Source organism: Peribacillus sp. TH16 (assembly GCF_016651095.1).
GTDB classification, from domain to species: domain Bacteria; phylum Bacillota; class Bacilli; order Bacillales; family DSM-1321; genus Peribacillus; species Peribacillus butanolivorans.
In genome coordinates this window covers 198,949-221,662 of the sequence record NZ_JAEKEM010000011.1, presented here as the reverse complement: position 1 = coordinate 221,662, position 22,714 = coordinate 198,949, and the positions used below count along the sequence as shown (strand labels likewise).

The 22,714-nt window shown below is 42.0% G+C and carries 20 protein-coding genes, 12 tRNA genes and 3 rRNA genes; 5 read left to right on the top strand and 30 right to left on the bottom strand.

Annotation, left to right across the window (positions count from 1 at the left end):
* Positions 1-89: 89 nt before the first annotated feature.
* Positions 90-266 (top strand): hypothetical protein, encoded by a 177-nt coding sequence (locus JFV29_RS29715; RefSeq protein ID WP_242486995.1) that lies wholly within the window; start codon positions 90-92, stop codon positions 264-266.
* A gap of 71 nt (positions 267-337) precedes the next feature.
* Here JFV29_RS29715 and groL read toward each other — a convergent pair whose 3' ends face one another.
* Both groL and groES read right to left on the bottom strand, forming a co-directional pair.
* Positions 338-1,975 carry a chaperonin GroEL gene (groL, locus tag JFV29_RS29710; protein ID WP_053348953.1) on the bottom strand — a complete coding sequence of 546 codons (1,638 nt, stop codon included), beginning with the start codon at positions 1,973-1,975 and terminating at the stop codon, positions 338-340.
* 59 nt (positions 1,976-2,034) lie between these two features.
* Positions 2,035-2,319, bottom strand: a complete 285-nt coding sequence (gene groES / locus JFV29_RS29705; protein ID WP_053348954.1) for a co-chaperone GroES — start codon at positions 2,317-2,319, stop codon at positions 2,035-2,037.
* Positions 2,320-2,656: 337 nt separating this feature from the next.
* Between groES and JFV29_RS29700 the strand changes: the two genes are divergently transcribed.
* Entirely contained in the window at positions 2,657-3,382 is a 726-nt protein-coding gene (locus JFV29_RS29700; protein ID WP_201188347.1) for a CPBP family intramembrane glutamic endopeptidase, read from the top strand.
* Entirely contained in the window at positions 3,379-3,594 is a 216-nt protein-coding gene (locus tag JFV29_RS29695) for a YdiK family protein (RefSeq protein WP_201188345.1), read from the top strand. The genes JFV29_RS29700 and JFV29_RS29695 overlap by 4 nt, the downstream gene beginning before the upstream one ends.
* Before the next feature lie 27 nt (positions 3,595-3,621).
* On the opposite strand, the gene JFV29_RS29690 is transcribed toward JFV29_RS29695, so the two are convergent.
* Positions 3,622-4,281, bottom strand: coding sequence for a redox-sensing transcriptional repressor Rex (locus tag JFV29_RS29690; protein WP_053348957.1), 660 nt, complete (start codon positions 4,279-4,281; stop codon positions 3,622-3,624).
* A gap of 34 nt (positions 4,282-4,315) precedes the next feature.
* Positions 4,316-4,825: a cyclic pyranopterin monophosphate synthase MoaC gene (moaC, locus tag JFV29_RS29685; RefSeq protein ID WP_053348958.1), complete on the bottom strand. Its 510-nt coding sequence runs from the start codon at positions 4,823-4,825 to the stop codon at positions 4,316-4,318.
* A gap of 130 nt (positions 4,826-4,955) precedes the next feature.
* Between moaC and JFV29_RS29680 the strand changes: the two genes are divergently transcribed.
* On the top strand, positions 4,956-6,875 hold the full coding sequence (locus JFV29_RS29680; protein WP_201188343.1) for an ABC-F family ATP-binding cassette domain-containing protein: 1,920 nt from the start codon (positions 4,956-4,958) through the stop codon (positions 6,873-6,875).
* A gap of 280 nt (positions 6,876-7,155) precedes the next feature.
* On the opposite strand, the gene tsaD is transcribed toward JFV29_RS29680, so the two are convergent.
* The 20 genes from tsaD to JFV29_RS29580 all read right to left on the bottom strand — a co-directional run bounded on the left by tsaD (position 7,156) and on the right by JFV29_RS29580 (position 16,889).
* Positions 7,156-8,169 (bottom strand): tRNA (adenosine(37)-N6)-threonylcarbamoyltransferase complex transferase subunit TsaD, encoded by a 1,014-nt coding sequence (gene tsaD, locus JFV29_RS29675; RefSeq protein ID WP_056523290.1) that lies wholly within the window; start codon positions 8,167-8,169, stop codon positions 7,156-7,158.
* Positions 8,166-8,618: a ribosomal protein S18-alanine N-acetyltransferase gene (gene rimI, locus JFV29_RS29670; RefSeq protein WP_201188341.1), complete on the bottom strand. Its 453-nt coding sequence runs from the start codon at positions 8,616-8,618 to the stop codon at positions 8,166-8,168. The genes tsaD and rimI overlap by 4 nt, the downstream gene beginning before the upstream one ends.
* A 25-nt stretch (positions 8,619-8,643) precedes the next feature.
* Positions 8,644-9,336 carry a tRNA (adenosine(37)-N6)-threonylcarbamoyltransferase complex dimerization subunit type 1 TsaB gene (gene tsaB, locus JFV29_RS29665; RefSeq protein ID WP_201188339.1) on the bottom strand — a complete coding sequence of 231 codons (693 nt, stop codon included), beginning with the start codon at positions 9,334-9,336 and terminating at the stop codon, positions 8,644-8,646.
* A complete protein-coding gene (gene tsaE / locus JFV29_RS29660; RefSeq protein WP_053348963.1) occupies positions 9,336-9,788 on the bottom strand; it encodes a tRNA (adenosine(37)-N6)-threonylcarbamoyltransferase complex ATPase subunit type 1 TsaE in 453 nt (150 codons plus the stop codon). The genes tsaB and tsaE overlap by 1 nt, the downstream gene beginning before the upstream one ends.
* A 225-nt stretch (positions 9,789-10,013) precedes the next feature.
* Positions 10,014-10,087, bottom strand: a tRNA-Met gene (locus JFV29_RS29655).
* A gap of 71 nt (positions 10,088-10,158) precedes the next feature.
* Positions 10,159-10,274: ribosomal RNA gene (gene rrf / locus JFV29_RS29650) — 5S ribosomal RNA — on the bottom strand.
* Between the two features lie 115 nt (positions 10,275-10,389).
* A 23S ribosomal RNA gene (locus JFV29_RS29645) occupies positions 10,390-13,323 on the bottom strand.
* Positions 13,324-13,498: 175 nt separating this feature from the next.
* Positions 13,499-15,051 (bottom strand): 16S ribosomal RNA (locus tag JFV29_RS29640).
* The 16S, 23S and 5S rRNA genes sit together here with 12 tRNA genes alongside, the layout of an rRNA operon.
* A gap of 97 nt (positions 15,052-15,148) precedes the next feature.
* Positions 15,149-15,222: transfer RNA gene (locus JFV29_RS29635), tRNA-Gly, on the bottom strand.
* A gap of 32 nt (positions 15,223-15,254) precedes the next feature.
* Positions 15,255-15,331: transfer RNA gene (locus JFV29_RS29630), tRNA-Pro, on the bottom strand.
* A 6-nt stretch (positions 15,332-15,337) separates the two neighbouring features.
* A tRNA-Arg gene (locus tag JFV29_RS29625) sits at positions 15,338-15,414 on the bottom strand.
* A gap of 18 nt (positions 15,415-15,432) precedes the next feature.
* A tRNA-Leu gene (locus JFV29_RS29620) sits at positions 15,433-15,518 on the bottom strand.
* Positions 15,519-15,577: 59 nt separating this feature from the next.
* A tRNA-Leu gene (locus tag JFV29_RS29615) sits at positions 15,578-15,659 on the bottom strand.
* 9 nt (positions 15,660-15,668) lie between these two features.
* Positions 15,669-15,744: transfer RNA gene (locus JFV29_RS29610), tRNA-Lys, on the bottom strand.
* A 9-nt stretch (positions 15,745-15,753) separates the two neighbouring features.
* Positions 15,754-15,828, bottom strand: a tRNA-Gln gene (locus JFV29_RS29605).
* Between the two features lie 82 nt (positions 15,829-15,910).
* A tRNA-Asp gene (locus JFV29_RS29600) sits at positions 15,911-15,986 on the bottom strand.
* Positions 15,987-16,013: 27 nt separating this feature from the next.
* Positions 16,014-16,088: transfer RNA gene (locus tag JFV29_RS29595), tRNA-Glu, on the bottom strand.
* A gap of 17 nt (positions 16,089-16,105) precedes the next feature.
* A tRNA-Ser gene (locus JFV29_RS29590) sits at positions 16,106-16,196 on the bottom strand.
* Between the two features lie 6 nt (positions 16,197-16,202).
* Positions 16,203-16,277 (bottom strand) — tRNA-Asn (locus JFV29_RS29585).
* Positions 16,278-16,409: 132 nt separating this feature from the next.
* The gene (locus JFV29_RS29580) at positions 16,410-16,889 is read right to left on the bottom strand and encodes a SprT family protein (protein WP_201188337.1); all 480 of its coding nucleotides are present in this window, start codon (positions 16,887-16,889) and stop codon (positions 16,410-16,412) included.
* Between the two features lie 85 nt (positions 16,890-16,974).
* Here JFV29_RS29580 and cmpA point away from each other — a divergent pair, with 85 nt between their 5' ends.
* Entirely contained in the window at positions 16,975-17,094 is a 120-nt protein-coding gene (gene cmpA / locus JFV29_RS29575; protein ID WP_089364909.1) for a cortex morphogenetic protein CmpA, read from the top strand.
* Between the two features lie 96 nt (positions 17,095-17,190).
* Here cmpA and JFV29_RS29570 read toward each other — a convergent pair whose 3' ends face one another.
* The 6 genes from JFV29_RS29570 to JFV29_RS29545 form a co-directional block, all read right to left on the bottom strand.
* The gene (locus JFV29_RS29570) at positions 17,191-19,374 is read right to left on the bottom strand and encodes a Tex family protein (RefSeq protein ID WP_242485343.1); all 2,184 of its coding nucleotides are present in this window, start codon (positions 19,372-19,374) and stop codon (positions 17,191-17,193) included.
* Positions 19,375-19,467: 93 nt separating this feature from the next.
* Positions 19,468-20,079: a PP2C family serine/threonine-protein phosphatase gene (locus tag JFV29_RS29565; RefSeq protein WP_309558402.1), complete on the bottom strand. Its 612-nt coding sequence runs from the start codon at positions 20,077-20,079 to the stop codon at positions 19,468-19,470.
* A complete protein-coding gene (sigB, locus tag JFV29_RS29560) occupies positions 20,079-20,864 on the bottom strand; it encodes an RNA polymerase sigma factor SigB (RefSeq protein ID WP_056526373.1) in 786 nt (261 codons plus the stop codon). The genes JFV29_RS29565 and sigB overlap by 1 nt, the downstream gene beginning before the upstream one ends.
* Positions 20,842-21,315, bottom strand: a complete 474-nt coding sequence (gene rsbW / locus JFV29_RS29555; protein WP_053348277.1) for an anti-sigma B factor RsbW — start codon at positions 21,313-21,315, stop codon at positions 20,842-20,844. The genes sigB and rsbW overlap by 23 nt, the downstream gene beginning before the upstream one ends.
* Positions 21,312-21,644 carry an anti-sigma factor antagonist gene (locus JFV29_RS29550; RefSeq protein ID WP_201188335.1) on the bottom strand — a complete coding sequence of 111 codons (333 nt, stop codon included), beginning with the start codon at positions 21,642-21,644 and terminating at the stop codon, positions 21,312-21,314. The genes rsbW and JFV29_RS29550 overlap by 4 nt, the downstream gene beginning before the upstream one ends.
* Positions 21,645-21,703: 59 nt before the next feature.
* Entirely contained in the window at positions 21,704-22,714 is a 1,011-nt protein-coding gene (locus JFV29_RS29545) for a PP2C family protein-serine/threonine phosphatase (protein WP_201188333.1), read from the bottom strand.

Sequence of the window (22,714 nt, the reverse complement as noted above, 5' to 3'; positions counted from 1 at the left end):
ATAGTTTAATTACCGCTTCACCTACCACAACCTTTCGTCTAGATTTTTTCGCTTTGGGCGTGACCAACTGATATTACACTATATTATTATTGGGATTAATCATACCTTCTCTACTTGCAGAAGCTGATGTCTCACTTGAACAAATTATGGACAGACTTGGTCATACCGATGATCTGATTACAAAGAATGTATATCTCTATGTAACTCAAGAAATGAAAAAAGAAGCTTCCCATAAGTTTGTTCAACTTATGAGAAGCTTCCGTTAAAATCCTCAATGTTAGCAAAATGTTACCATTTCACTCTCAAACCCTTATATATCAAGGGATTGACGGCTTTATTACATCATGCCGCCCATTCCGCCCATGCCACCCATATCAGGCATGCCCATGCCACCAGCGCCAGCAGGTTCTGGTTTGTCAGCAACAACAGCTTCTGTTGTTAAGAACATTGCAGCAACAGAACCAGCGTTTTGTAGAGCTGAACGAGTTACTTTAGTAGGATCCACGATACCAGATGCAATCATGTTAACCCATTCGCCAGTAGCTGCATTGAAGCCAGTTCCAACTGCTTCACCTTTAAGGCGTTCTACGATTACAGAACCTTCAAGTCCAGCATTGTGAGCGATTTGGCGTACTGGCTCTTCGATAGCACGAAGAACGATTTTCACGCCTGTTGCTACGTCGCCTTCCGCTTGAATTTCTGCCACTTTATTGTATACGTTTAGAAGAGCTGTACCACCACCGGCTACGATACCTTCTTCAACAGCAGCACGAGTAGAGTTCAATGCATCTTCAATACGAAGTTTACGTTCTTTTAATTCTGTTTCAGTAGCTGCACCGACTTTGATTACTGCTACACCACCAGCTAATTTAGCAAGGCGTTCTTGTAATTTTTCACGGTCGAATTCAGAAGTTGTTTCTTCTAATTGAACACGGATTTGGTTTACACGAGCTTGAATTTGAGCTGTATCTCCAGATCCTTCAACGATAGTTGTGTTTTCTTTTGTAACAACCACTTTAGACGCACGTCCTAAAGATTCGATTGTTGCAGATTTAAGATCAAGTCCGATTTCTTCAGTGATTACTTCGCCGCCTGTAAGAGCTGCGATGTCTTCAAGCATTGCTTTACGACGATCACCGAATCCAGGAGCTTTAACCGCAACTGCATTGAATGTTCCACGAAGTTTGTTCACAACAAGAGTTGCAAGCGCTTCGCCTTCTACATCTTCAGCAATCAATAATAGTGGTTTTCCTTGTTGAACAACTTGCTCAAGTACAGGAAGGATTTCTTGGATATTCGTTACTTTTTTATCCGTGATTAAGATATATGGATTGTCTAAAACAGCTTCCATTTTATCTGAATCAGTAACCATGTAAGGGGAAGCATATCCACGGTCGAACTGCATACCTTCTACAACGTCCAATTCAGTTGTGAAACCTTTAGACTCTTCGATTGTGATGACGCCGTCGTTACCAACGCGTTCCATAGCTTCAGCAATCAGTTGGCCTACTTCTTCATCAGCTGAAGAGATAGCAGCAACTTGTGCAATCGATTCTTTGTTTTCAACAGGTTGAGAAATGGCTTTTAATTCTGCAATCGCAGTATTAACCGCTTTTTCGATTCCTTTACGGATACCCATTGGGTTAGCACCAGCTGTTACGTTTTTAAGACCTTCACGGATCATTGCTTGCGCTAGAACCGTTGCAGTAGTTGTACCGTCACCAGCTACGTCGTTTGTTTTGCTTGCTACTTCAGCAACCAATTTCGCACCCATGTTTTCGAATGCATCTTCTAATTCGATTTCTTTAGCGATTGTTACACCGTCATTTGTGATAAGCGGTGAACCGAATTTTTTCTCAAGAACCACGTTACGACCTTTTGGTCCAAGCGTTACTTTAACTGCATCTGCAAGTGCGTCCACACCACGAAGCATTGAGCGGCGTGCTTCTTCACTAAATTTAATTTCTTTAGCCATTTATAAGTACCTCCCTAAAATTTTAAGAAAATTTTCGTTCAGTTAAGTATGATGTATAATTAGCCAATAACAGCTAAAATGTCGCTTTCACGTAAAATTAAGTATTCAGTATCTTCGTATTTCACTTCAGTACCAGCATATTTTGAGAAGATAATTAGATCGCCTTGGGCAACCTCTAAAGCAACACGTTCGCCATTTTCAAGAACACGGCCCGTACCAACTGCTACGACCTTACCTTCTTGTGGCTTTTCTTTTGCAGTATCAGGAAGAACAATACCGCTTGCCGTTTTTTCTTCAGATTGAACTAGTTCAATAATAACGCGATCACCTAATGGTTTTAACAAGTGAAACAACCTCCTCATATTCTCTTGATAATTTGCTTTGTGATTATTAGCACTCTTCATCATCGAGTGCTAACACATTTATAATATTAAATAAACCGAGCCTTTTTTGCAAGTATCTTATCGAAAATTTTTTATTAATTTCTGATAAATTCCGGGTATACTACTTTAGGATAATGTTTCTTTTAACAAAGGAGATGAAATGTTCTCTTATGCGTACGTTTAAGTGGAGTTATGTCTCATTATTTGATACCATTTTGGAGTATACGTTTAGAGATTGTCCCCATGTCAGGACCGTTATAAGAGAAATGGCGGACTAAAATAAAAGGAGTTTTCATTTTTGAAAAAAGAATATTGGTTCGTCATCATCACTTACATAGCCATGCAATTATCCAGTATTGTTGGGATGCCTATTTTCATGCTGATTGGATCTTTAAGCGAAATGCCTGCTGATGAACTCAAAGTTAAAGCAGCAGCATACTGGATTGTATTCAGCTTTCTCGCAGCTCTAACACTGATTTTAATTTTGATGAGAAAAGATATGAGGGAAAGGATAGACACACGTAATCAAGCTTCAATCCCTACGTCTATATTGTGGGCGATAGCAGGTGTATTTCTGGCACTTATTGCTCAAAGCCTAGCTGGAAGCATTGAACAAATGCTCGGGGTGAAGTCTGAATCTGAAAATACGCAGAATCTTATTTCACTCATATATGAAGTCCCAATGGTCATTTTCGTGACTTCAGTAATTGGACCTATTTTGGAAGAAATCCTTTTCCGGAAAATCATTTTCGGATCACTTAATAAACGCTTTAATTTCTTTATTTCTGCTTTAATTAGCTCAGTTATTTTCGGCTTGGCGCATGGTGAACTCGAACATCTTCTTTTATATTCAGCAATGGGCTTCACCTTTGCATTTCTTTATGCGCAAACCGGTCGTATCCTTGTGTCGATGGTGGCACATATTGCAATGAATACCCTTGTTATCATCCTTCAAGTGTTTTATAGAGATGATATTGAGAAGATGCTAGATACTGCACAGGCCTTTATCGGAGGTTTATTATGAAACGTCGTCAATCACCACTATTTATCGGTATCATCTATGCAGGCTTAGGGGCTCTTTTTACGGCTATCGCAATCCAAACCGTCAATTCAACAGGATGGGGAATCTTTGCCTACATACTCGTACTTATTGCAACTCTTGACTTTGGGTCAGGGTTACGTATGATCATGATGCACTTTAAAATTAAATCCGCAAACAATAAGAAGAAAAAATAAAAAACGCTGCGAAGACGCAGCGTTTTTTTATTCCTCTAATGCAACTTCTTCTACCACAGGATAATGCTTTAAAAAGTAGATGAGGGACTGAAGCTCTACAGCCAGGTCAATGTGGTGAACTCTTATGGACGGCGGTACAGTCAGCCGAGCAGGAGTGAAATTCAATATTCCTTTTATATCAGCTTTAACTAAACGATCGGTTATCGTTTGAGCCACTTGGGCAGGTACTGTCAAAATAGCTGCTGTAATATTATTTTCCTGCAAAAGCGTATCTATTTGGTCCATATGATAGATTGGCACATCAGCTATTCGCTTTCCAACCTTATCTTCAGAAACTTCAAATGCCATTTCAATTTTTGTATTATTATTTTTCAAAAAATTGTAATTTAAAAAAGCGGTCCCTAAATTCCCTACTCCAATTAAAGCGACTTTTGTCAATTCATCTTGATCTAGTGTTTTTCTGAAGAAGGATAGTAAATAATTTACATTATAGCCGTAGCCCTTTTTTCCAAGCGCGCCAAAGTAGGAAAAATCACGGCGAATTGTAGCCGAATCAACTTTTACAGCTTCGCTAAGCTCTGCCGAGGATACTCTTTGTTTACCTGAGGAATGTAAGTTCTTTAAAAATCGATAATATAAGGGCAACCTTTTGGCCGTTGCCTGCGGTATCTTTGGGTCATGGTTCATCGTTCTTCCCCGCCTTCACACATGCTTTTCAAACTTATTCTTCTTTATCTGTTTGATTCAACTGTCTTTTGTAATCGCTACTAGACACCCCACCTGTTTTCTCCACTAAAAATGTAGGCCCGATTACCATTCCTTTATCAATAGCCTTACACATATCGTAGACAGTTAAAGCGGTCACAGATGCAGCTGTTAACGCTTCCATTTCAACACCTGTACTCCCTTTTGTCTTGGCTTCTGTTTCTATTTTAAGCCTATAACCTTGTTCTTCTTTTACCCAATCAAAGGCTATATTGACCCCTTGTAGAGAAATAGGGTGACACATCGGGATTATATTGGATGTATTTTTGCTTGCCATGATGCCTGCAACCTGTGCAACTGACAGAACATCACCTTTTTTCATTTTCTGGTTCGTGATTTTTTCATATATTTCATCGTTCAATAAGATACTCGATTGAGCTGTTGCCGTCCGAATGGTTTCAGGCTTCGCACTCACATCAACCATTTTAGCTCTGCCTTGTTCATTAAAATGCGTTAAGTCCCCCATTAATAACCCCTCCTAAATCATACACTATTATTCCACATTATGTAACAGCTTGTTTTTGCTTAGACCTCAGCTGTTGCCGATAATTACTATAATACGTTACACTAACAATAATCAATTGAGGTGAAAATTTATGATTTTATTACAAATCAATCAACTATCCAAATATTACGGAGCTGAACTTATTTTATCAAATATGAAGCTCGAAGTTCAAAATAAAGATCGAATTGCCCTAGTTGGCCGAAACGGCGCTGGAAAATCAACTCTGCTAAAAATCATAGCCGGACAACTTTCCCATGATGGCGGCGAGATCATCAAACCCAAAGGCGTCACTATTGGCTATATGGCACAGGATACAGGTTTAGAATCCGAACTTTCCATTTGGAATGAGATGCAGACTGTATTCAAAGACCTAATAGAGCAAGAGAAAGAACTGCGCCGACTTGAGGCCGAAATGGCCAAACCTGACACTTTTGATAACGAAATACTTTACCAAAAGGTGTTAAATGAATATGACACTTTACAGGTAGCCTTTAAAGAAAAGGGGGGCTATCAATATGAAGCAGATATCCGTTCCGTATTACATGGTCTTCAGTTTGGTGACTTTGACTATTCCACTCTCATTTCCACGTTGAGTGGAGGCCAAAAAACACGGCTTGCATTAGGAAAGCTGCTTTTAAAGAAGCCCGATATATTGATTCTCGATGAACCAACAAACCATCTGGATATCGAAACTCTCTCCTGGCTTGAACAATATTTACAAAGTTACCAAGGTGCTGTACTTATTGTTTCCCATGACCGCTATTTTCTAGATAAAGTTGTAAACCAGGTGTATGAAATTTCAAGAAATAATATGAAAAAGTACTATGGTAATTACAGTTCTTACTTAGAAGGAAAAGCGGAAGATTATGAACGGGACATGAAGCAATTCGAAAAACAACAAGGTGAAATCGAAAAACTGCGTGACTTTGTTCAACGTAATATCACAAGAGCTTCGACCACCAAAAGAGCGCAAAGCAGGCGCAAGCAGCTCGAAAAGATGGACGTATTGGACAGGCCACAAGGTGACGAAAAATCTGCTAATTTTTCCTTCCAAATTGAAAAGCAAAGCGGAAACGAAGTACTTCATCTTCAAAGCTTAGCTATTGGTTATGAAGGGGAAACAGTATCTAATAATATTAACTCTCGGATGACAAAAGGAGAAAGTATTGCCCTTGTCGGTCCAAATGGCGTTGGTAAATCGACGTTATTAAAAACGATTATATCCAAGCTGCCTGCAATTTCTGGCGATTTCCGTTTTGGAACGAACGTCGAGGTCAGCTACTACGATCAAGAACAGGCCAATTTGATTTCTAATAAACGCGTACTAAATGAACTATGGGATGAATATCCCCTTAAACCGGAAAAAGATATCCGCACAGTACTTGGTAATTTCCTTTTTAGTGGAGATGATGTATTGAAAACCGTTTCGACACTAAGCGGTGGTGAAAAGGCACGGCTTGCTTTAGCCAAAATGATGATGGAAAAAGGGAATTTTTTAATTCTTGATGAACCAACGAACCATTTAGATCTCGACAGCAAATTAGTGCTTGAAAACGCTTTGATAGATTATCCAGGAACCATTCTTTTCGTCTCACATGACCGTTATTTTATTAATCGAATTGCAACAAAGGTCATTGAGCTATCCAAAGACGGCAATGAAGAGTTTCTCGGCGATTATGATTACTATGTAGAGAAGAAACAAGAGCAAGCAGAAATTGAAGCACTCGAACAACAAAATAAATCGACCAATGTGGAACTAATCGTCGAAAAGACAAACTACAAAATTGATAAAGAAGCAAAAAAAGCAGAACGCCAGCGAAAACGCCGTATCGAGGAAATCGAGTCAGCCATGGAGCTACTCGAAACTGAAATAAACGAGTATAATGAGCTCCTTTGTGACCCAAACGTCTTCCAAGACCATGAGAAGGTAATGGAAGTTCAGACAAAGCTTGATAAAGCACAGGAAACTTTAGATCAGCATCTTGAAGAATGGGCTGAATTAGAAGAATAAACAATCGGACCGAGTTATTTAACTCGGTCTTTACATGATGTTTTGAAAAGATCGACTCAAAGTTATCCACATTTTTATACACAAACAAGTTGCTACTCAATAGCTACTCAATCAATTTATCCACAATATCCACAGAAACTTATGCACTTATCCACATAACAATTGGTTATACACAGCGGGTTTGAATAATAAAAAAACGTTATCCACAGAATATTCTATTTTTTTAAAACATGATAAAAAAGACAGGATACCGAAGTTTGGTCTCCTGCCTTTTTTATCGTTAGAAAACTTCTAAATCTAATCCGGGGTTTCCGTTCAAATCTAACCCAGAGCGCTTTCCTTTTTCAAACATGACACTTGCAGCTGCACCAATCATTGCTGCATTATCCGTACAAAGGTATAAAGGGGGAATAGAAATATCCATTGGTAAATCCATAAAGGCTTCAGTTAGTGCTTCCCGTAGGCCTTTATTAGCGGCAACACCACCTGCAAGTAACACCTGTTTCACATCATATTCCTTAGCAGCTTTTACAGCTTTTGTCACAAGTACCTCTATGACGCTTGCTTGGAAACTTGCGGCCAAATCTTTAGGATCAATTTTTTCTCCACGTTGTTCTGCATTATGCAAAGTGTTAATTACAGCTGATTTCAACCCACTGAAAGAAAAGTCATAGCTGCCATCCAGCCATGCCCGAGGCAGTTTCAAAGATGGTGAACCCTCTTGTGCAAGCCTATCGATATGAGGACCGCCTGGATAAGGAAGTCCTAAAGTTCGAGCTACTTTATCATATGCCTCTCCTGCTGCATCGTCCCGCGTCTCCCCTATTACTTTAAAGGAACCGGGCTCCTCTAAAAGCACCAATTCCGTATGGCCTCCTGAAACGACTAATGAGAGGGCTGGGTACTGAATTTCTTGAACAAGTCTATTAGCATATATATGGCCCGCGATATGGTGCGTTCCAACAAGCGGGATTCCATGAGCGAATGCCACCGCTTTAGCAGCATTAACACCTATTAACAATGCCCCTACTAGCCCAGGACCTTCTGTAACAGCAATAGCGTCCAAATCTTCGTACGTCACACCAGCCTGAAGCAAAGCCTCTTCAAGCACGATTGTAATTTGCTCTACATGGTGCCGGGACGCTATTTCAGGTACAACACCACCAAACCGCTTATGGCTTTCTATTTGTGAAGCAACGACATTGCTCAATATCTCTGTTCCATTTTTTATGACAGCTGCAGCAGTTTCGTCACAGCTGGTTTCAATTCCTAATATAAGTTGATCTTTTTTCATGAAAAATTCACCCACATAACATAAGCATCTTCTTGATTATCTGTATAATAATTTTTACGAATTCCACCCTTTTGAAAGCCTAGTTTTTCATAAAGTGAAATGGCCACTGCATTACTAACACGAACTTCAAGCGTCATCCTTACAACGCCCATGCTAATTGAGATTTCAATCATCTTTCTAAGCAGAGCTTCACCCAGCTTTTGCCCTCGGTATTCAGGTAAAATAGCGATATTGGTAATATGCGATTCATCAATGACAATCCACGCGCCGCAATAACCAGCAATTTCCCCTTCATCTTCAATAACCATGTAAACAGCATATTGATTATGATTTAATTCATTAAAAAAAGCTTCCCGGCTCCAAGGCAAAGTAAAGGATTGTTTTTCTACGTTTAACACTTGGTCGATATCTTCCGTTTTCATCTTTCGAAACGTCAATGTTTTACTCATAATAATCGGTCGCTTTCCTATTATTTTATTTCCCCTGCTGTTCGAGCCACTTAGCTTCCGCTTCAGCCATACGAATATAGTTCGGTACAAACTGGTGTATGTCCACTTCATTCTTGTTCAGGCCAATAAATGCAAGTTCGCTTGGTCGAGAGTTAAATAACTGTACGGGAGAAAATGCTGCTAAATTCCCTAACACTTTCGTAATCGCTTCCCGATGAATTTCTACATCCTGACCAACAAATAAAACAGGACGCTTTAATTCCTTTAATCGAATTGCCCATTCAGAGGATAGAATATTGCAATCTTCCATGACTGTATTTAACACATTATTTTCTATTTCATATAATCCAGTATAAATCTGGCCTCTTCTTGCATCAAACAAGGGCGAAACTAACCCGTTAAAATAACGTCCATTAGCAGCTAAAACTTCTAAACTAGAAACAGCCGATAATGGAATTTTCAACGTCCACGCCAATGTTTTCGCAATTGTCACACCAATCCTAACCCCTGTATAAGATCCAGGGCCCTGAGCGACCACAATTTTAGTCAATTCCTTAGGACTAGTATCACAATCCCTTAATAGGGTCTCAATTGCTGGCATCACTCGAACCGAATGATTTTTCTTTAAATTCGTAGTATACTCGCCAATTACTTGAGTATCATTTATTAGAGCAATCCCTAACGTGAAGTTCGATGTATCTATAGCTAAAACCTTCATCAAATAATCTCCTTACATAACGTAACATACCTTTCGCCTTTGGCTTCTAAGACAAGACGGCGGCTTGTATCACTAAGACGATAAATATAAATAGTTAAGATTTCATTTGGAAGCTGGTCTTTAATTAAATGAGCCCATTCCACAACGGTCACACCTTCACCATCAAAATATTCATCGAAACCTAAATCTTCTTCTGATTCACTTACCCGATATACATCCATATGGTATAAGGGTAATCTCCCAACGTATTCCTTTATTATCGTAAAAGTTGGGCTATTCACAGTTCTAGATACACCTAAACCTTTAGCAAGACCTTTTGTGAACGCCGTTTTCCCTGCTCCCAAGTCCCCTTCTAAAGCAAGTACATCACCACTTGAAAGCTTTTGTGCTAATTCCTGTGCAAAATGCGCTGTTTCTTCCTCATTCTGAGAAATCCATTCAAATTGTTGCATATATCAATCACCTTTATCATCTATTAGGAAAATGTTCTCTAGTTTTATCTTGAGAACCATAAACACAATACTTAAAAAAGCTAACGACCATAATTATATCCCTAATAAAGCATTCTATATGTAGTTTACCTTGTTTCAAAAGAAGAAACAAATAAGTTAAGGACATTATTATCCGAAATTCAGATAAAACAAAAAAACGAAACCAAGGTTTCGTTTTTTTCATGATTGCGGGGACAGGATTTGAACCTGCGACCTTCGGGTTATGAGCCCGACGAGCTACCGGACTGCTCCACCCCGCGACGGTATAAATGTTTCTTTTATAAAATTTAGTATGTCCTTTTTTTAAAAAAGGATACAATTAAAGGTTATAGCTTGGCGGCGTCCTACTCTCACAGGGGGAAACCCCCAACTACCATCGGCGCTGAAGAGCTTAACTGCCGTGTTCGGAATGGGAACGGGTGTGACCTCTTCGCTATCGCCACCAAACATTTAACCTTTTATCAGGACATATATTATTATAACATGCATCCTAATAAAATGCAAGAAGAAATTTTCATTCCTTCAAAACTAGATAATAAGAAGGTATTTCATTTTTTAAAGCGTGGTTAAGTCCTCGATCTATTAGTATCAGTCAGCTCCACATGTCGCCACGCTTCCACCTCTGACCTATCAACCTGATCATCTTTCAGGGATCTTACTAGCTTGCGCTATGGGAAATCTCATCTCGAGGGGGGCTTCATGCTTAGATGCTTTCAGCACTTATCCCGTCCGCACGTAGCTACCCAGCTATGCCTTTGGCAAGACAACTGGTACACCAGCGGTGCGTCCATCCCGGTCCTCTCGTACTAAGGACAGCTCCTCTCAAATTTCCTGCGCCCGCGACGGATAGGGACCGAACTGTCTCACGACGTTCTGAACCCAGCTCGCGTACCGCTTTAATGGGCGAACAGCCCAACCCTTGGGACCGACTACAGCCCCAGGATGCGATGAGCCGACATCGAGGTGCCAAACCTCCCCGTCGATGTGGACTCTTGGGGGAGATAAGCCTGTTATCCCCGGGGTAGCTTTTATCCGTTGAGCGATGGCCCTTCCATGCGGAACCACCGGATCACTAAGCCCGACTTTCGTCCCTGCTCGACTTGTAGGTCTCGCAGTCAAGCTCCCTTGTGCCTTTACACTCTACGAATGATTTCCAACCATTCTGAGGGAACCTTTGGGCGCCTCCGTTACTCTTTAGGAGGCGACCGCCCCAGTCAAACTGCCCACCTGACACTGTCTCCCACCCCGATAAGGGGCGCGGGTTAGAATTTCAATACAGCCAGGGTAGTATCCCACCAACGCCTCCACCGAAGCTAGCGCTCCGGCTTCTCAGGCTCCTACCTATCCTGTACAAGCTGTACCAAAATTCAATATCAGGCTGCAGTAAAGCTCCACGGGGTCTTTCCGTCCTGTCGCGGGTAACCTCGCATCTTCACAGGTACTATAATTTCACCGAGTCTCTCGTTGAGACAGTGCCCAGATCGTTACACCTTTCGTGCGGGTCGGAACTTACCCGACAAGGAATTTCGCTACCTTAGGACCGTTATAGTTACGGCCGCCGTTTACTGGGGCTTCGGTTCAAAGCTTCGCTTGCGCTAACCTCTCCCCTTAACCTTCCAGCACCGGGCAGGTGTCAGCCCCTATACTTCGCCTTGCGGCTTCGCAGAGACCTGTGTTTTTGCTAAACAGTCGCCTGGGCCTATTCACTGCGGCTTTTCTGGGCTATTCACCCTAAAAAGCACCCCTTCTCCCGAAGTTACGGGGTCATTTTGCCGAGTTCCTTAACGAGAGTTCTCTCGCACACCTTAGGATTCTCTCCTCGCCTACCTGTGTCGGTTTGCGGTACGGGCACCTTACATCTCACTAGAGGCTTTTCTTGGCAGCGTGGAATCAGGAACTTCGGTACTATATTTCCCTCGCCATCACAGCTCCGCCTTAATGGAAACGGGATTTGCCTCGTTTCCGGCCTAACTGCTTGGACGCGCATATCCAACAGCGCGCTTACCCTATCCTTCTGCGTCCCCCCATCGTTCAAACGATGTATAGGTGGTACAGGAATATCAACCTGTTGTCCATCGCCTACGCCTTTCGGCCTCGGCTTAGGTCCCGACTAACCCTGAGCGGACGAGCCTTCCTCAGGAAACCTTAGGCATTCGGTGGAAGGGATTCTCACCCTTCTTTCGCTACTCATACCGGCATTCTCACTTCTAAGCGCTCCACCAGTCCTTCCGGTCTGACTTCAACGCCCTTAGAACGCTCTCCTACCATCGACACCATACGGTGTCAATCCACAGCTTCGGTGATACGTTTAGCCCCGGTACATTTTCGGCGCGGAGTCACTCGACCAGTGAGCTATTACGCACTCTTTAAATGATGGCTGCTTCTGAGCCAACATCCTGGTTGTCTAAGCAACTCCACATCCTTTTCCACTTAACGTATACTTTGGGACCTTAGCTGGTGGTCTGGGCTGTTTCCCTTTCGACTACGGATCTTATCACTCGCAGTCTGACTCCCAAGAATAAGTATTTGGCATTCGGAGTTTGACTGAATTCGGTAACCCGTTGGGGGCCCCTAGTCCAATCAGTGCTCTACCTCCAATACTCTCATCTTGAGGCTAGCCCTAAAGCTATTTCGGAGAGAACCAGCTATCTCCAGGTTCGATTGGAATTTCTCCGCTACCCACACCTCATCCCCGCACTTTTCAACGTGCGTGGGTTCGGGCCTCCATTCAGTGTTACCTGAACTTCACCCTGGACATGGGTAGATCACCTGGTTTCGGGTCTACGACCTCATACTCATTCGCCCTATTCAGACTCGCTTTCGCTGCGGCTCCGTCTTATCAACTTAACCTCGCATGAAATCGTAACTCGCCGGTTCATTCTACAAAAGGCACGCCATTACCCATTAACGGGCTTTGACTACTTGTAGGCACACGGTTTCAGGATCTATTTCACTCCCCTTCCGGGGTGCTTTTCACCTTTCCCTCACGGTACTGGTTCACTATCGGTCACTAGGTAGTATTTAGCCTTGGGAGATGGTCCTCCCTGCTTCCGACGGGATTTCTCGTGTCCCGCCGTACTCAGGATCCACTCAGGAGGGAACGAAGTTTCAACTACAGGGTTTTTACCTTCTTTGACGGACCTTTCCAGATCACTTCATTTACCCCGTTCCTTTGTAACTCCATGTTGAGTGTCCTACAACCCCAAGAGGCAAGCCTCTTGGTTTGGGCTAATTCCGTTTCGCTCGCCGCTACTCAGGAAATCGCATTTGCTTTCTCTTCCTCCGGGTACTTAGATGTTTCAGTTCCCCGGGTCTGCCTTCAGTACCCTATGTATTCAGGTAAAGATACTGTTCCATTACGAACAGTGGGTTTCCCCATTCGGAAATCTCCGGATCAAAGCTTACTTACAGCTCCCCGAAGCATATCGGTGTTAGTCCCGTCCTTCATCGGCTCCTAGTGCCAAGGCATCCACCGTGCGCCCTTTCTAACTTAACCGTTAAAAAAGATCTTACTGATGCTTTGAAAAAATTAATTGCCTTCTATCTATTATCTAGTTTTCAAGGAACAAAGAAGAAAGAATTCCATCACTACGTGATGAGATCTTTCGAATCTGAATGAATTACTCATTCAAAACTGAACAAAACAAAAGCGCTCTCGTATTTATCCTTAGAAAGGAGGTGATCCAGCCGCACCTTCCGATACGGCTACCTTGTTACGACTTCACCCCAATCATCTGTCCCACCTTAGGCGGCTGGCTCCATAAAGGTTACCTCACCGACTTCGGGTGTTACAAACTCTCGTGGTGTGACGGGCGGTGTGTACAAGGCCCGGGAACGTATTCACCGCGGCATGCTGATCCGCGATTACTAGCGATTCCGGCTTCATGTAGGCGAGTTGCAGCCTACAATCCGAACTGAGAATGGCTTTATGGGATTCGCTTACCTTCGCGTAGGTTTGCAGCCCTTTGTACCATCCATTGTAGCACGTGTGTAGCCCAGGTCATAAGGGGCATGATGATTTGACGTCATCCCCACCTTCCTCCGGTTTGTCACCGGCAGTCACCTTAGAGTGCCCAACTGAATGCTGGCAACTAAGATCAAGGGTTGCGCTCGTTGCGGGACTTAACCCAACATCTCACGACACGAGCTGACGACAACCATGCACCACCTGTCACTCTGTCCCCCGAAGGGGAACGCCCTATCTCTAGGGTTGTCAGAGGATGTCAAGACCTGGTAAGGTTCTTCGCGTTGCTTCGAATTAAACCACATGCTCCACCGCTTGTGCGGGCCCCCGTCAATTCCTTTGAGTTTCAGCCTTGCGGCCGTACTCCCCAGGCGGAGTGCTTAATGCGTTAGCTGCAGCACTAAAGGGCGGAAACCCTCTAACACTTAGCACTCATCGTTTACGGCGTGGACTACCAGGGTATCTAATCCTGTTTGCTCCCCACGCTTTCGCGCCTCAGTGTCAGTTACAGACCAGAAAGTCGCCTTCGCCACTGGTGTTCCTCCAAATCTCTACGCATTTCACCGCTACACTTGGAATTCCACTTTCCTCTTCTGCACTCAAGTTCCCCAGTTTCCAATGACCCTCCACGGTTGAGCCGTGGGCTTTCACATCAGACTTAAGGAACCACCTGCGCGCGCTTTACGCCCAATAATTCCGGACAACGCTTGCCACCTACGTATTACCGCGGCTGCTGGCACGTAGTTAGCCGTGGCTTTCTGGTTAGGTACCGTCAAGGTACCAGCAGTTACTCTGGTACTTGTTCTTCCCTAACAACAGAACTTTACGACCCGAAGGCCTTCTTCGTTCACGCGGCGTTGCTCCGTCAGACTTTCGTCCATTGCGGAAGATTCCCTACTGCTGCCTCCCGTAGGAGTCTGGGCCGTGTCTCAGTCCCAGTGTGGCCGATCACCCTCTCAGGTCGGCTACGCATCGTCGCCTTGGTGAGCCATTACCTCACCAACTAGCTAATGCGCCGCGGGCCCATCTATAAGTGACAGCCGAAACCGTCTTTCCATCTTCTCTCATGCGAGAAAAGAACGTATCCGGTATTAGCTCCGGTTTCCCGAAGTTATCCCAGTCTTATAGGCAGGTTGCCCACGTGTTACTCACCCGTCCGCCGCTAATCTCAGGGAGCAAGCTCCCATCGATTCGCTCGACTTGCATGTATTAGGCACGCCGCCAGCGTTCGTCCTGAGCCAGGATCAAACTCTCCGAAGAAATGTTTGACTTGCTCATTTTGCTTTTTTTGATAGTGTGTGCTCACTTAAAATTTAACGTTGGCGCTTTGTTTTGTTCAGTTTTCAAAGAGCAATAATGGAGCGGGTGAAGAGAATCGAACTCTCATCATCAGCTTGGAAGGCTGAGGTTTTACCACTAAACTACACCCGCATTTAATTTTTCAAATTATTTCTAAGAAAGAATGGTCGGGAAGACAGGATTCGAACCTGCGACCCCTTGGTCCCAAACCAAGTGCTCTACCAAGCTGAGCTACTTCCCGTAAATATGGTGCGCCCGGCGGGAGTCGAACCTACAACCTTCTGATTCGTAGTCAGATGCTCTATCCAATTGAGCTACGGGCGCTAATTTCTATGATGTTTTTGGTGCGGCCGAGAGGATTTGAACCTCCACGGGGTTTCCCCCACTAGGCCCTCAACCTAGCGCGTCTGCCATTCCGCCACGACCGCGAAAGCGACTTTGTAAGTCTAACACCTTTTCAACTTGTTGTCAAGAAGAAAATTATCAGTGCGGGTGAAGGGACTTGAACCCCCACGCCTTGCGGCGCCAGATCCTAAGTCTGGTGCGTCTGCCAATTCCGCCACACCCGCGAAATAAAATGGTGAGCCATGAAGGATTCGAACCTTCGACCCTCTGATTAAAAGTCAGATGCTCTACCAACTGAGCTAATGGCTCTAAATAAAATGGCTGGGCTAGAAGGGATCGAACCTTCGCATGACGGAATCAAAATCCGTTGCCTTACCGCTTGGCTATAGCCCAATAATCAATTACTAATTAACAGCCAGATTAATATTATATCACAATAACTTAATTCTAGCAAGTGTTTTTTTAAAGAAATAAATGGCGGTCCCGACGGGAATCGAACCCGCGATCTCCTGCGTGACAGGCAGGCATGTTAACCGCTACACCACGGGACCAGTAATTTAATTTAAACATACAAAAGATGGTGACCCATACGGGATTCGAACCCGTGTTACCGCCGTGAAAGGGCGGTGTCTTAACCGCTTGACCAATGGGCCGTGATAAAATGTGTAGCTGGCGGAGAAGGAGGGATTTGAACCCTCGCGCCGCTTACGCGACCTACACCCTTAGCAGGGGCGCCTCTTCAGCCTCTTGAGTACTTCCCCAAAAAATGGCTCCGCAGGTAGGACTCGAACCTACGACCGTTCGGTTAACAGCCGAATGCTCTACCACTGAGCTACTGCGGAATAATGAAAATTGGGTTCCTTTTTTACGCTCAAGGACCTTAGTGGTTGTCGTGAAGAACAAGTTGTTATCTTGTCGACTCTTATGATTATAAGGAGGTTGCAACATAAAGTCAAGGGTTCTTTTGTTTTTTTTTATTTATTTGCTTCTTTTTCTTTAAAACCTTGGTATATCAGTGTTCCACGACACTTACCACAGACAAAACGAGTGGTATCGATACGCTTCTTTCTTAAATATAACTCCTGACAGTTTTCACATCTATATTGAATAGTATTCATTTTTCTCTTTAACTGGTTTGACGGTAGTGGCGTGCAAAATCTTGGGGCTCCAACTTTTTCGAGTAAACGCTTAAAGTCAGCATCACGATGCTGGTATCCTTTCTTCTCAAGGTGGAGGTGATAATGGCACAATTCATGCTTTATGATTCCTATCAATTCTTCCACTCCACGTTCATCAAGATATTTCTTATTAATTTCTATATTATGTGAACGTAGCAAGTACCTTCCTCCAGTCGTTCGAAGGCGTGGATTAAAACAAGCTAGGTGTCTAAAGGGCTTTTGAAAGTCTTTCCTCGAAATATCTTCAACTAATTTTTGCAATTGCTGATTATCCATCTTCCCCCTCCCTTTCCTTGGTAACATGACAACCCATTATAACATAGACTAATAAAACAATAGAAAACTACTGGAGGTAAGCGCTATGCCTAATTGGTTCCAAAATCAAATTCGTAAAGCCTTTTATGAAAAGGATTATTATCAAGTGAAGATGTTGAATCAATGCTGGTTTTTTTATCAAAAAAAAGAAAGTCTTCGATTATAGACCTCTATTTGAACCAAGCACTAATAAATTATAAAGAAGCATTACTATTCTTACAGTGATAAAAAACCCCTTCTATATAGAAGGAGTTTATAATAGCTAATCTTGATCTTTAGGCTGCAGCATCGTTAAAGATACCCTTTGCTTTTGAGAGTCCACCTTCTCGACCCAAACTGTTACAACATCCCCAACAGCAACTACATCCAATGGATGTTTTACAAATCGGTTGCTTAATTTAGAAATATGCACCAGCCCGTCCTGTTTGACACCGATGTCCACAAATGCACCGAAGTCTACAACATTCCTTACTGTACCTTGTAATTCCATTCCGGTTTTTAAATCCTCCATTTTTAGCACATCTTGCTTAAGTAGAGGTTTTGATAGTTCATCCCTAGGGTCTCTTCCCGGCTTCATTAAATCATCAATAATGTCCTTAATCGTGATTTCTCCAATTTCTAATTCATCCACTAATTCTGTTGGATTTAATTTGACTAACTCTTTATTCAAAACATCACTGCCTAAGTCTTCAGACGTGAATCCTATTTTCTTTAACAGTTTATTCACGGCCCCGTAGTTCTCCGGATGGATCGCGGTTTGATCCAACGGTTCATTGCCATTAATAATACGCAAAAAACCTATGCACTGTTCGTACGTTTTAGCACCAAGCCGAGGAATTTTCTTTAATTCCTTCCTGCTTGAAAACTTCCCTTCTTCTTCCCTTTTCTTCACTATATTTTGAGCAACAGATTTTGATAACCCAGCTACATATTGTAATAGAGATGACGAAGCTGTATTGACGTTCACCCCAACTTGGTTAACAGCCGTTTCAACAACAAAAGTAAGGGATTCTGATAACTTTTTCTGAGAAACATCGTGCTGATACTGACCTACTCCTACGGATTGGGGATCGATTTTAACAAGTTCCGCAAGTGGATCTTGCAGTCTTCTCCCAATTGATACTGCACTTCTCTGCTCAACTTGAAGATCCGGAAACTCTTCACGAGCAATATCAGATGCTGAATACACACTGGCACCTGCTTCATTAACAATTATATAAGAAATATTCCCTTTCACTTCTTTTAAAATATCTGCAATAAATTGCTCCGATTCACGAGATGCCGTTCCATTACCTATTGCCACAATCTCCACTGCGAATCGCTGAAGAATTTCAATTGTCTTTTCACGAGCAGCTTCAAACTTCGCAGCAGGAGGGTGTGGGTAGATTACACTGATATCGAGTACTTTGCCTGTTTCATCAATAACAGCCAACTTACAACCCGTCCGATATGCTGGATCTAGAGCAAGGACCACTTTCCCTTTAAGAGGAGGCTGTAGTAGTAAATTGCGAAGGTTTTCCGAGAATATATGGATAGCTTGATCTTCTGCTTTTTCCGTTAGCTCTTTTCTTATTTCCCGTTCTACAGAAGGCATGATTAGACGCTTAAGTCCGTCTTCAATCGCTTCCTTAATCAACCCTGCCGCTTCGGATTGATTATTTTTAATGATTTTCCGTTCCAAATAACTAATAATAATTTCTGTCCGAGGCTGGATGGATATTCGTAGAACCTCTTCCTTTTCACCTCTATTAAGTGCCAAGACTCGATGTGGGACGATTTTTTGGACAGGCTCTTCATATTCATAGTACATTTCGAAGATTTTTTTTTCGTCCTTTTCTTCATTTTTCACAATGGAGAACAATTTTCCTGCTTTAAAAATCTCAGCCCTTATCCATTTCCTCAATTCAGCATCATCAGAAATAAGTTCAGCAATTATATCCTGCGAACCCGCAATTGCCTCTTCAATAGAAGGAACTTCTTTTTCTTCAGATATGAATTCGGCTGCTTTTTCACTAACTGAAGCCTGAACTTGACATTCAAGAAGCCAAATTGCAAGCGGTTCAAGGCCTTTCTCTTTAGCCACAGTTGCTTTCGTTCTCCTTTTTTGTTTAAAAGGTCGGTATAAATCTTCCACTTCCTGCAGCTTTGTTGCCTTTTCAATTTGTAACTTTAATTCTTCTGTCAATTTACCCTGTTCACTAATCGAGCGTGTAACTTCCACTTTTCTCTGCCCAAGGTTTTCTAGATAGTTCCATCTTTCCATAATAGAACGAATCTGCACTTCATCTAGTGAACCCGTCATTTCTTTTCGATAACGAGCAATAAAAGGAACGGTATTACCATCTTGAAGCATCTGTATGACATTTTGCACTTGATGATTTTTCAAAGTTAACTCATTAGATATTTGTTTAATTAATTCTTTTAATGAATCTTCTACTACTATCAAATTTATTACCTCCAACCTTTTTATTCTGATATATATAGTCTAGCAAATGAGAGATGAAGTTGCGAATCCAATACAAAAAAGCTCACTTCCGAATTACGACGAAAGTAAGCTTCCTAAAATGAAAGTTGTATCATCCGCAGTAGCTGGGCTGCTTTCCAAAATACAACGAGCGTTTTTATCGATAGGGACCAGCCTCTTTAAGTACGATTTAGCTCCCTTAAGTTCCAACCCATCTGAATGAATAATGAATTTGGCATTTGGTTCGTATTTGAAGCTCTGCGTTCTATACTTTTGCTTCCTACCGGATAAATATCCGGTTACAGGTAGGGGGTAAACCAGCTTGTCGACGCTTGGATTGTACAAGAAAAAGCGAACGTTGCCTACTGAACTGTATACGAACTCATTCTTTTCATAATAGATTTTCAAGATAGAAACGGCCGCTCCCCGCTTATCGATCAAAACTTGATTACAGACCTCCATTAGCAACTCAACATCTAACTCATGGTTACGTTTTACTACCTCTATTACGGCATGGGAGGATTCATAAGCGGATTTTCCGCTACCTAGGCCATCCGCTAATACACAAACAAAGTATTCCTTCGTATGAAGAAAAAAGTAATCATCACCACAATAAATCATTCCGTTTTTAGAAGATTGGGAGACAAGGACTTCTATTTTCTCTTCTCGCATTATGTCTTTAATCACTATATTAACTCCGAGTTTTCAGCATTAATAGCTTCTTGAAGTTTTTTGATTGCGCGGCGCTGGAGTCTCGATACATGCATTTGTGAAATACCAAGTTTGTCCCCCGCTTCTTTTTGGCTTAAATTTTCTATATAAGTGTGTTGAATAATCATCTTTTCACGGTCACTTAGTACATGCAGCACCTTTTCAAGTACTAGGCGCTGATTGACTTTTTCAAAACCTTCATCTACATTGCCGAATATATCCAGCAACGTAACCGTACCACCATCAGAATCTGCCTCAATAGAATGATCAACAGATAAAGCCTGATAGCTTTTCCCCATTTCCATTGCTTCTAAGATTTCTTCTTCTGTTACTCCTATACAATCAGCTATTTCATCTATTCTTGGTGAACGATGCAGAGTCGTCGTCAATTCCTCGACTGTCACTCTGATTTTTGGTCCAAGTTCTTTTATTCTTCTTGGCACATGGACGCTCCATGTTTTATCACGCAAAAACCTTTTGATTTCCCCGATAATAGTAGGAACAGCAAATGCCTCAAAGCTTTTACCGAAAGATTCATCATATCGTCGAATGGCACCTAATAAACCAATCATACCGACCTGAGCGATATCTTCCTGAAACGATCTCCCTTTTGCATATTTACGAGAGATTGTTTCAACCAAACTTTTATAATGAATTACCAGATTACTTTGCGCTTCATCATCTTGATTCTGCTGATAGGCTCTAATCCATTCATTAACTTGTTCTCTTTGTGCTTGATTAGGTTGAGACTGTTTTTGCATCCATCTCCACCTGCTCTCCTTCTAAAAACTTAGTCATAAAAACTGTAACCCCGTCATGCTGATGAATTTTCACATCATCCATCAAAGTTTCAATGAGGTAAAGACCCAAGCCTCCTTCTCTCAAGAGTTCAACTTTTTGCCCATGCTCATATGGACCGAGCCCTTGACGAACCTCTTCGAAATTACAGCTCTTTCCACTATCAGAAACCATGACCTCTAGGCGGTCAGGGTAAAGCCCAAAACTTACTTTCACTTCGCCTTTTTCAAGATCTTTATAGGCATGCTGTACCGCATTTGTACACGCTTCACTGGTAGCGATTTTCAAATCCTCAATTTCATCATACGCAAATCCCATCCGGCTACCTATCCCAGAAAGTGTTAAACGGATGACACCGATGAATTCCGGTTTTGCAGGTATTTTCATTTCAATGTAATCATATACTTGACTCATTCTAACCCACCCTCTGTACCACTTTTAATATCAATGATATCTGCAAGACCCGTAATATCAAATAATCGTCGTAACCTTTCTGATAAGCCAATCAAGGTAAATTCGCCATTATGTGCTCTTACGCTTTTAAACGCACCAACAAATACCCCCAACCCGGTACTGTCCATATAGGAAACTTCAGTTAAATCAATAATAATCGAAACATTGTCCTGCTCTGAAATTGGAAATAGCGATTCTCTTAATTTTGGTGCAGTATAGGCATCAATTTCACCTTTTAGTTTCACAATAAATTCCGCATTTAGTTCATTAACATCTACCGTTATATTCATCCTTGACCCACCTCTTTATATCCTCTTCATGCTTATATCTATACCCCGAAGAAAATATACTAAACATTTGATTTTAAAATTATTAATGTAAAATCATCCCTTAGTTGAAAGTTCTGCATTTTCTCCAATTGTTTATATATGTTATTTACTATTTCCTGTGCTTGTAAATGCATATTCTTTTGGATAAAACCAATGAGTGTTTCCCGTTCTATAAAACCATCATTTGTTCGGCACTCTGTTACTCCATCCGACAACAAAATGATCATATCTCCCGGATTAACTGTTTTTTCATATTGTCGATACCTTGTTTTTTTATCTACCCCAAGCAGTAAACCTTTTGCATCTAAATCGCTAAAATTCCCTGTAGCGGCGTCATAGTAAAACCCCGGCTCATGACCAGCTGAAGCATAGGAAAATTGCTTGTCATGAGGGTCATATAATCCATAGAACATCGTAATAAACATACTTGGATCAACATTGTGCTCTACGACACGATTTAAACTCTCTAGCACACTATTCGGTTCATGCCTATGTTCAGGAAGACTATCCATCGCATATTTAATCATTGACATGCACAAGGCCGCAGGGATCCCTTTCCCTATTACATCCGCAATTCCTACTCCGATGCGCTCATATTCATCCTGAACAAAGTGATAATAATCTCCATTCATTTGCCTAGCAGGGACACTAATCGCCCCAATTTCCAGGCCTTTGATATCCGGTATCTTCGTTTCTAAAAGCGTATGTTGGACATTTGCTGCAATCTCTATCTCCGTTTTTAGTTCCTGCTGTTGATGTCTAAGGCTCTGATGTTCACGATATGCAATACCGTAGCCCATCATGACTTCAAGCAGAAAATCGAAAGAATCCATTACTTTCACTGGTAAATCCGGGTATAATTCGATTAAGTTATTTTTATGCATACTGATAATTTCTTCTGGAGATATATTGTATTTAATATTTAGGCGACTGATTTTTTGACCTTGATAAAGCGCCTGCTCATTTTGGTCTTTAAGATAGGTAGAAAGCGCCTCATAATACTTTTTCTCCATATTCTCTTTAATATCCAT